Genomic DNA, 9,799 nt, shown 5'->3' with positions numbered 1-9,799 from the left:
ATCGGACATTCCTCAATCTGGCTACACAGCATGTCGATGAACTGAGCAACATTATCGGTGGCACAGACACATTCAACCGAGTAATTACTCAGAAGCTTGTCAATAACAATACTGAGCTTAATAAATACGTCAGCCAGCAAATCGACAGCACCTATGAGCAAAAGGTACGAAATTACATCTCTGTGATTACCCAGAACATTGTCAATAACAATGAGGGATTAAATCAGTACATCGACCAACGCTTACACCAAAATGTAATCAACAACAGTGAAGTTAACAACTCGATTGTCAACTTGGTTGCCAATAGTACGGAAATTAACAACAAGATTAATAACGTCTACAGAGATGTTGACATCAAGATTGAGAATGTGCGCAACGAGTGGAATCAGACATTCATAAGTCTGGTTACACAGCACGTCGATGAACTGATCAACATAATAGGGGACAGAGACACGTTCAACATCCGGGTCGCGAATTTGATCAACATCAAGGTGGACGAGCTTCTCAACCAAATCTTGAGAACCAAGAACGAACTGACTGCAATCATCAATAACGCAGACAGACATCTCTATGAGTGGACTCTGGGAGAGCTCATGGCAATCAAAGGCTGCTTAACCGACCGTGAGGTTCTTGTGGAGACGCTAGTCACCTTCAGCGCTCAACTCAGAACCAAGCTGGATGGAACAGCCTGCGTGGACATTAACACATTCAAGCCGTTCAAACCTATGATTGAGCCGAAGCAGTAATCGGTTCCTAACTGCGCTTTGTCTGAGCAAGGCAATGTAATTGCCACTTTGGAGAACTACATCAAACTGTCACCCGTGCAACCGCAATAGTAGCCAGGAGGTTAATAACGAAAATTACATGATTTGATTGTGGGACGGGCATTTTGCCCGTCCTTTACTAAAAAAGGAGAACTTAAAAATAAAACTAATGCAACGTCATACTAATCCCAAGAATGAGGTCATTTAAGATGTTTCGCTCTAAAAAATCCTCTAAGAAAAAGTTCGTGCAGATTGCGGTGGTAGTGCTAGGTCTGACAGCTACTAACTCGCTAGTGGCATTTTTCCCATTGATGCTTTCTCCTGTCGTTGCCCAATCTAACAGTCCAAGTCCCTCTTTCCCACTTTCTAAATCACTACCAAGTGGGACAATATTGAAAGCGGATGGCTCCGGCAACATGAGGGTCATTAACGAACCATTGAGAAAACGGTCTGAAGAGAAGTTGCCGGCCACCAAAGCCCAATCTAACAGTCCAAGTCCTTCTTTCCCAGTTCCTAAATCACTACCAAGTGGGACAACAGTGAAAGTGGATGGCTCTAACAGCATGAGGGTCATTAACGAAGCATTGAGAAAAGGGTTTGAACAGAAGTTTCCGGGCACCAAAGTTGAAGTGGCATCAGGTGGAACGGATGGAGCATTAGCAGCACTGCTGCGAGGTGACATCGATATGGCAGCGGTTGGACGCCCGCTCACGGATAAGGAGAAGGCTCAGGGACTCGTTGCCATTCCTGTTAGTCGGGAGAAGATCGCGATTATCGTAGGTTCTGACAATCCATTTAAGATTAAGAAAAACCTCACCTTCGTTGAGTTCGCGAAGATGTTTCGAGGGGAGATCGCAAACTGGTCACAGTTAGGAGGCGCTCCTGGTAAGATTCGATTTATTGACCATCCAGAGTGGGGGGACACGCGGCGATCGCTCGGCACCTACGATGTCTTCAAAAAAGCGCCGTTTAAGAATGGAGCTAACACAACCAGGCTGTCCCAAGACGACACTGCAAGCATTGTGCAGGCACTCGGCAAGGACGGAATCAGTTATGCGATCGCAGATCAAGTACTGAACTTGCCGAATGTCCGGGTCATTCCCCTGCACAAAACCCTGCCCTCAAACCCCCGTTATTCCTACTCCCAACCTCAGAGCTATGTCTATCGAAAGGACACTGCCACTCCAGGAATGCTTGCCTTTGTGGGCTTTGCAACTTCACCATCGGGACAGGAAATTTTAGCAGCTGCCAAACAGCAGGAAGCTCAAGCAGTGCGTCAATTTCCTAAATCACTACCAAGTGGGGCAACAGTGAAAGTGGATGGCTCCCCCAGCATGAGGGTCATTAACGAAGCATTGAGAAATGGGTTTGAAGAGAAGTTTCCGGGCACCAAAGTTGAACTGGCATCAGATGGAACGGATGAAGCATTAGCAGCAGTGCTGCGAGGTGACATCAATATGGCAGCGGTGGGACGCCCACTCACGGATAAGGAGAAGGCTCAGGGACTCGTTGCCACTCCTGTTAGTCGGGAGAAGATCGCGATTATCGTAGGTTCTGACAATCCATTTAAGAAAAACCTCACCTTCGTTGAGTTCGCGAAGATGTTTCGAGGGGAGATCACAGACTGGTCACAGTTAGGAGGCGCTCCTGGTAAGATTCGATTTATTGACCATCCCAAGTGGGGGGACACGCGGCGATCGCTCGGCACCTACGATGTCTTCAAAAAAGCGCCGTTTAAGAATGGAGCTAACACAACCAGGCTGTCCCAAGACGACACTGCAAGCATTGTGCAGGCACTCGGCAAGGATGGAATCAGTTATGCGATCGCAGATCAAGTACTCAACTTGCCGAATGTCCGGGTCATTCCCATTTACAATACCCTGCCCTCGGATCCCGGTTATCCCTACTCGCAACCTCGGAGCTATGTCTATCGAAAGGAAACTGCCACTCCAGGAATGCTTGCCTTTGTGGGCTTTGTAACTTCACCATCGGGACAGGACATTTTAGCAGCTGCCAAACAGCAGGAAGCTGAAGCAGTGAGTCAATCTATAGCGAGTGCTTCAACTTCAGGAACGCCAGTAGTAGGCACTGGTTCTTCTGCCACTCCTGCACCTAATGGTCAAGTTGCGCTTGTACCTACATCTACTGGTGAGGCAACTGAGCAAGGATTTCCCTGGTGGTGGCTTCTCTTGCTAGCAGGAATTCCTTTCCTAGTATTACTTTTGTTGTTACTTAAGGAACGTCGAGACAGAAGAACTGAAATTAACAATAAGATTGAGAACCTCCGCAACGATTGGAATCGGACTTTTATGAGTCTGGTTACAGTGCACGGAGATGAAGTAATCAACACAATAGGTAGTCGAGACTCATTCAACAGAGTAATTACTCAGAAGCTTGTCAATAATAATGCTGAATTTCACCGCTACATCAGTCAGCAAATCGACGACATTTTTGAGCAAAAAATACAGAATCACTTGCATGTGATTGCTCGGAACCTTGTCCAGAATAATGAGGAATTAAAGCAGTACATCGACCAGGGCTTACAGCACTGTGTAACCAGCAACACTGAAATGAACAACCAGCTTCTGAACTTAGTTGCCAACTGTACTGAAAATAACAACAAAATTGAGAACCTCCGCAACGATTGGAATCAGAATTTTATGAGTCTGGTTATACAGCACGTCGATGAACTGAGCAACACAATAGGTAGCCGAGAGACATTCAACAGACTGATTACTCAAAACCTGGTCAATAATAATGCTGAACTCGATCGCTACGTCAGCCAGCAAATCGACAACTATGACGAAAAAATACAAAATTATATCTCTGTGATTACGCAGAATAGTAGGCAGGAAATCGACAACACTTATATCAACGAACTCATAAGAACCAAGAACGAACTGGCTGGGCTCATGAACCATGCAGACAGAAATCTCTACGAGTGGACTCTGGGAGAACTCATGGTACTCAAAGGTTGTTTAAGCGATCGTGAGGTTCTTGTCGAGCAGCTAGTCACTTTCAGCGCTGAACTCAGAACTAAGCTGGAGGGTACCGCTTGCGTGGACATCGACACATTCAAGCCGTTCAAACCTATCTCGATAGATGACAAGCAGCAACCTTAGTAATTGGGAATTGGGCATTGGGCATTGGGCATGGGGGAGGCAGTATAAGGGTTGCAGCCGGTATACCCTTTTGATAAAAGCGACGTTTATTTCGAGTTAACTTCATTAAATCTTGAATTTCTAATGAATGCCGATCGAGATAATCAACCCACTGCTCTCCATCTTTACCAAGGCCAAATGTACTCCGTCTTCGGTATTTTTTTATCGCTTGGGAGTGGCGATATACATATTTTTGTACCTGCTTTTTCTGAATTTCAGTGCCTAGAAATATGGCCGAAGTGTAGACGATCGCCATTAACAGAATCATTTTAATCAGCCTGTGTCCCCTTAAACCACTCCCTTTTAGATTATAAACTCCTGTCTTGCAATCAGAAAGGCTTTCGCCGTGTCCCTACGGGTATCGAACGATATGTGGTGTACTTCATAAGCGTTGAATCTGCTGGATAGCGGTAAGACTCTATGCACACCGCACCCTACACATACAGGATATGCGTAAATCTTGTTCAACAAAAAACCGGGATTAATGCAGATAAATTCACCCGCATTAATCCGCAGTTATTCCACACTTAATTAAGCGGCAACTAAACCGCTGTGTCTCAACAAAGCTTTAGTGCTCGGTTCGCGTCCCCGGAAAGTTTTAAACACTTCCATCGGGTGCAAACTCCCGCCCAGTCCTAACACTGTATCTCGGAAGCGCTGGCCTGTAGATGCGATCGCGCTTTCATCTTCCAAACCCGCTTCCTCAAAAGCCGCAAAAGCATCAGCGCTGAGCACTTCCGCCCATTTATAACTGTAATACCCCGCCGCATAGCCGCCCGCAAAAATGTGTCCGAAAGCGCACAAAAATGCGTCTTCTTCCAGAGGAGGCAAAACGGTGGTAGTTTTAGCAATGCGGTTGCGGACATCGGCCACAGTTTCGCTGCCGCCCGATCGATAGCGGTGGTGCAATTCGATGTCAACGCTGCTAAAATGTACTTGCCTGAGCATGGCGGTGCCGCTCATGTAGTGGCGCGCTGCTAGCAGTTTTTGGTAATAGTGTTCCGGCAAAGTTTCCCCGGTTTCGTAATGCTTTGCCATCCCGAACAAAGTTGCGCGATCGTAACACCAATTTTCCATAAATTGACTGGGCAATTCCACCGCATCCCACTCAACATTATTGATGCCGGAAGCCCCCGGATAGTCTACCGTTGTCAGCATATGCTGCAAACCGTGACCGAATTCGTGAAACAAAGTTTCGACTTCCCCAAAAGTCATTAAACTCGGTTTGCCGTCAACAGGAGGACTTTGGTTGCACACCAAATAAGCCACCGGCAACCGCGTGGTTGTCTTGGATCCTTCCACAAATTTAGCGCGCACCACGCACTCGTCCATCCAAGCACCGCCGCGCTTTTCTTCGGGGCGGCTGTAGGGGTCTAAATAGAAATTGGCGATCGCATTTCCTGCTTCATCATCTATTTGGAAATAGCGTACATCTTTGTGCCAGACTGGAGTTTGACCGTCGGCCGCAGTTACTGTCACGCCGAACAGCCGCTTTACTAATCCAAATAATCCCTCTAATACCTGCGGCAAAGCAAAGTATGGGCGCAATTCTTCGGCACTAAAAGCAAACTTTTCTTCCCGCCGCCGTTCCGACCAAAAACCTACATCCCAGTGCTTCAAATCCCCTGCTTCCGGCGCGCCTTTTTCGGCAGCAAAAGCTTTCAAATCTTCTAAATCTTTGACAGCAGCACTGTAACTAGCTAAGCGCAATTCTTCTAACAAAGCTTCGACTGCTGCAACGTCGGGAGCCATTTTGCTCGCCAAGCTCAATTCGGCATAACTGCTAAACCCGAGCAAAGCAGCTTTTTCCTGGCGCAAAGCTAAAATGCGATCGGTCAACGGCCAGTTATTGAATTCTCCGCTACTTGCTCGACCGATAAAAGCTTTGTACAACTTTTCGCGCAAATCGCGGCGGGTGCTGTGCTGCATGAAAGGGCCGTAACTGGGAAAGTCTAAAGTGATCCGCCAAGGGCCGTTTTCGGCATCCGCATTTTCTTCGCCGGCGCTGCGAGCGGCTTGAGCTGCTAAACTCAACAAACTCGGCGGCAAACCGTCAATTTCGTCTTTGTTTGTGAGGGTGAGGCTGAATGCTTTGGTAGCGTCGAGGACGTGATTGGAAAATTGGGTAGTAATTTCGGCCAATTCTAATTGAATGGCATTAAAACGCTCTTTTTGCTCTCCTTCTAAACCGACGCCGGAGAGTTGGGCGTCTCGAAGAGCGGCTTCGACAATTCGCTGTTGAGCTGACTCTAAGCTGTCCCAATTTTCGCTGGCCCGCAGCGCTTTAAAAGCTTCGTAAAGCGGTTTGCTTTGACTGAGCTTGCTCCAAAATTTTACTACTTCCGGCTGCACTGTTTCCTGAGCCGATCGCAGTTCCGGGCTATTTTTCACGCCCATCAAATGTCCGACAATGCTCCAGCTCCAATTTAAACGCTCTCCGAGTCGCTGCAAGGGTTCTACTAAGCCGCTCCAAGTCGGCTCGACCGACGATTCTAAGGCAGCTAGCGAGGCTTCTAGTTCGGTCAGCAGTTGGGTGATGGCGGGGACTACGTGTTGTGGTTCGATCGCGTCAAAGGTCGGCAATCCTTGACCGATTAGTAACGGGTTATCAGAAAGAGTGACAGTTGCAGTCATTTAATTTTTTTGTAACAGGTTGAAAACAGTTGAACTAGACTGATTAGCTTTTCATTTTGTAACACAGTTGTCCAAAAATTTGGACTCGATCGCGCGACACTCGGAGAGTCGGAGAGTGTCGAGCGTGTCCGACGGGAAAAATCTTCCTTCTGACTGATGACTAATGACTAATGACTGATGACTAATGACTGATGACTGTTGACTAATGACTGATGACTGTTGACTAATGACTAATGACTGATGACTAATGACTGATGACTAATAACTACTGACGGGTCTCTTGTGTGTGCTGCAACTCTTTGACAACCGTGATTAAGCGCTTGAGGTGAGGTTTGACAACTTCTTGCTGCTCGTGTTCCAAACGGTGGATTTGAGCTTGAACGAGGGACAAATCTGCAGTCGATTGGTGCGCGGGAGCTTGCAGTTGGCTTTGCAAATTGGCCATGACTTTCTGGATTTCCAAAAATCGAGTATTTACTGCTTCCCAGTCGTCTCGGGTGATAGAAGTTTCTGTCAAGCCTTTCGTCGCGCTTTGCAGTTTCTCTATAGCCTGTTCCACAGCTTCGATAGTCGCCGATTGGCCAACGGATAAATCTTGCACTTGTTCGCTCACCTGCTGGCGAACATCTATCACAGCAGACGCCACGATTTCTTGCAAAGAAGCTACCGACTCTCCTAAACTCAGCAATTGCCGCTGGATGTCGAGAGAATCCTCAATGCCTTCTGTCTTAGGCAGTGCAGCCATTTGCTCGCGCAGCGCTGCAATATCTGCAGACAACTGCTTGCGCAATTTAACAATTACCGTCACCGCCGTTTTTTCGACCTTATTTACAGACTTTTGCACTTGGGCGATTTCCGAATTTTGATGAACCCGCACTTGCTGCTCGAACCGATAGCGGTTAGCAACATTCAGCGACAAAGCCAAAGTCAGGGGAGCCACCCCGTAAAAAGCTTGACCCGACACAGCCACCGCCAGGGAACCCACACCAGAGGCCGCCAGAGAGGCGTACTCTGCCACCTCCAGCCAGTGCCTTTGAGGAAAACTTGGCCTCAACTGGTTTCCAACAGAGGGTTTTGGCTTCCGCACGGCTCTTTGGGTCATAGTATTTTCTCGTTTTTGGTAAGGTTGCGAGACTGGGTGGAGCATCGATTTGTATCCTTTTTTCAGTTATATGTTTTAGATTATTTCTTGGCACTCTTCTATTTTTACCTTAGTCAGCAAGTTAAGAATCACTGACATATTATTATGTATTTGGGAGTCCGCTGCGATCGCCCATAATTCCGGCTGTTAAAAGGTTCGCCCCAACGCGCCCTCTATTTTACAGGATGCGGGCGCGATCGGGTTCGGGCGATCGACTTTCGCCGCTGCTGTGCCCAACCGAACCATGCCTAATACCATTTGAGATTTGAGATTTGAGATTAAAAATTTAAAAAATGCGACCTACTGATGGCAATCATGGTTTGGATCTTGTCGGGAGTTGCATTTTTGTTCCCCCATTGGTATAATTTACTCTTTCTGAATTGCCCGAATCAAGTTTACTGCGAAAATTGACCAATGAACTCAGAAAAACCCGGAATTGCCGATCGGCTAAAGTCTATTTTCAGTATCGCCATCTTTATCATTCTCGTTCTAGGAGTAGGCTTTTTAAGCGTTAATTTTATTTTAGCTCTCTATGCAAAATTTTCTTAAAATTAGTCCGGGACGCATCGGGTCCAGAAACCGGGTTTTTTTACGGTAAGAGGCGTTGCAGCCCGCAGAATCGGTAAAAAACCCGGTTTCTTTGGTATTTATGCGTCCAGGACTATTTTGGTTATAACCCTTTGATATATTGCTTCAGTACAGGTGGCAAAGTGTAAAGACTTTCTTGTTTTTCGATCCAGCAGCGCCGCGATAGAGATTGCAAGGCGTTTAGCAAATCTGATGATGATATTTGTCGGTTTTGTAGCAAGTTGGCGACGTTGATTGGCTGGTTTTCGGTCGCCAACAATGACATGACTTGTTTTTCTAGTTCGGAAGTGCGATCGTACTGCTGCTGTAAAACATCTTTTAAATCTTCGGGTAACAATATGGTATCATCTATTAATAAGTCATTCGCGCCGATGCCCAACTCTTGAATCAAAGTCGCCACGCTTTTTAACCATAAGGGGTTGCCTTGGTAGCGGTGAATGAGTGCTTCGCAGTTGTCGATTTCTGTTAATCCTTTATCTCTGAGAATTTCTCCGGCGGCTGCGGTGTCTAAACCAGTGAGTTGTAAGGTACGAATGGGAGTATTTTCGCTGGTGAGTTGAGGCACTTCTTTCGGCGGTTCCCAACCGACTAGCAGAAAGCAACAGGGATGAGATAATTTTTCTATCTGTTTGAATAGGGAGCGATATTCTTCGTAGTCTGGTTTATATTTTCCGGCTAATTCGCCGCTACAGAAAAGGTTGTGAATGTCATCTAAGACTATTAAACAGCGATGCTTTTGCAAATACTTAATCAGCGGTAAGCGTTTCTGGTTTGTTGGGGATGAATCTAAGTTTTCTGACTGGGAAAAAAGCTGTGTTAGGTTAGATTGAAATTTATCGATGGTGGGGAATTCGTCTAGTGTGTACCAAGCTGCGTATTCAAACTCGTCTTTGATTTGTTGTACGAGTTTTACTGCTAGGGATGTTTTGCCGATGCCGCTGATACCGGTGAGGGTGATGAGGCGGCAGTTTTGTTGTAAAATCCAGGTAGTGAGGGTGTTAAGAGAGGGGGTGCGATCGAAGAAATTACCCAACTCCGGCATTTCGCTTAAATCTTGATGTAGAGTTTTAGTTGGTTTTGAGTTAGATGCTTCGTCATTATGTGAGTTTGATATATCTGGTGGCTGTCTAGGTTCTCCACACAAATTAATATTCCTAATTTGTACAGAGTCTTGTGCAACATTTGATGAGAACAAGGAGACTTGCAACCTCTCTATTGCCGAGCGTAAATTTGATTTACTGATATCTTCTCCCAACTCTTTTGAAAGTATCTCCCATAATTCTGCTCCCACTTTCCGAACGCTACTTTCCGAACAATCAAAGTCTTTGGCTATGTGCTTGTATGTCTCACGTTGTAGAGTTCCTTTCAGTACCGCTGCTTGTAAATCGTCAAGGTGTTGACCCGTTTTCTCGAAGACTATGTGATCGGCGAGGGTTAACACTTCTTTTAGGTTCATGAGCTCACGAAATGTTATTTTTTTTGTATTATAGCTCACATTTAGGAACAGTTTA

7 protein-coding genes are annotated in these 9,799 nt (G+C 46.3%); 3 read left to right on the top strand and 4 right to left on the bottom strand.

All coding sequences use genetic code 11. From position 1 onward, the window contains the following. The coding region (locus QUB56_RS14555; protein WP_332956003.1) for a hypothetical protein at positions 1–746 on the top strand (746 nt) is incomplete at its 5' end. Positions 747–930: 184 nt separating this feature from the next. Here the strand turns inward: QUB56_RS14555 and QUB56_RS14550 are convergent. Beyond that, complete coding sequence (locus tag QUB56_RS14550) at positions 931–1,338, bottom strand: hypothetical protein (RefSeq protein ID WP_332956002.1); 408 nt, start codon at positions 1,336–1,338, stop codon at positions 931–933. Between QUB56_RS14550 and QUB56_RS14545 the strand changes: the two genes are divergently transcribed. Then, positions 1,328–3,886, top strand: coding sequence for a substrate-binding domain-containing protein (locus QUB56_RS14545; RefSeq protein ID WP_332956001.1), 2,559 nt, complete (start codon positions 1,328–1,330; stop codon positions 3,884–3,886). The two genes, QUB56_RS14550 and QUB56_RS14545, sit on opposite strands and share 11 nt — an antisense overlap. Positions 3,887–4,456: 570 nt before the next feature. Here the strand turns inward: QUB56_RS14545 and QUB56_RS14540 are convergent. Next, positions 4,457–6,559 (bottom strand): M3 family metallopeptidase, encoded by a 2,103-nt coding sequence (locus tag QUB56_RS14540; protein ID WP_332955999.1) that lies wholly within the window; start codon positions 6,557–6,559, stop codon positions 4,457–4,459. A 265-nt stretch (positions 6,560–6,824) separates the two neighbouring features. Next, the gene (locus QUB56_RS14535) at positions 6,825–7,661 is read right to left on the bottom strand and encodes a hypothetical protein (protein ID WP_332955998.1); all 837 of its coding nucleotides are present in this window, start codon (positions 7,659–7,661) and stop codon (positions 6,825–6,827) included. Positions 7,662–8,114: 453 nt separating this feature from the next. On the opposite strand from QUB56_RS14535, the gene QUB56_RS14530 reads away from it, so the two are divergent. Then, a complete protein-coding gene (locus QUB56_RS14530) occupies positions 8,115–8,249 on the top strand; it encodes a hypothetical protein (protein WP_332955997.1) in 135 nt (44 codons plus the stop codon). Positions 8,250–8,370: 121 nt separating this feature from the next. On the opposite strand, the gene QUB56_RS14525 is transcribed toward QUB56_RS14530, so the two are convergent. Then, positions 8,371–9,744 (bottom strand): ATP-binding protein, encoded by a 1,374-nt coding sequence (locus QUB56_RS14525; protein WP_332955996.1) that lies wholly within the window; start codon positions 9,742–9,744, stop codon positions 8,371–8,373. Positions 9,745–9,799 lie beyond the last annotated feature (55 nt).

The organism is Microcoleus sp. AR_TQ3_B6 (assembly GCF_036702785.1).
Taxonomy (GTDB): domain Bacteria; phylum Cyanobacteriota; class Cyanobacteriia; order Cyanobacteriales; family Microcoleaceae; genus Microcoleus.
The sequence above is the reverse complement of the archived record's forward strand: the minus strand, read 5'-3'. Positions and strand labels throughout refer to the sequence as shown.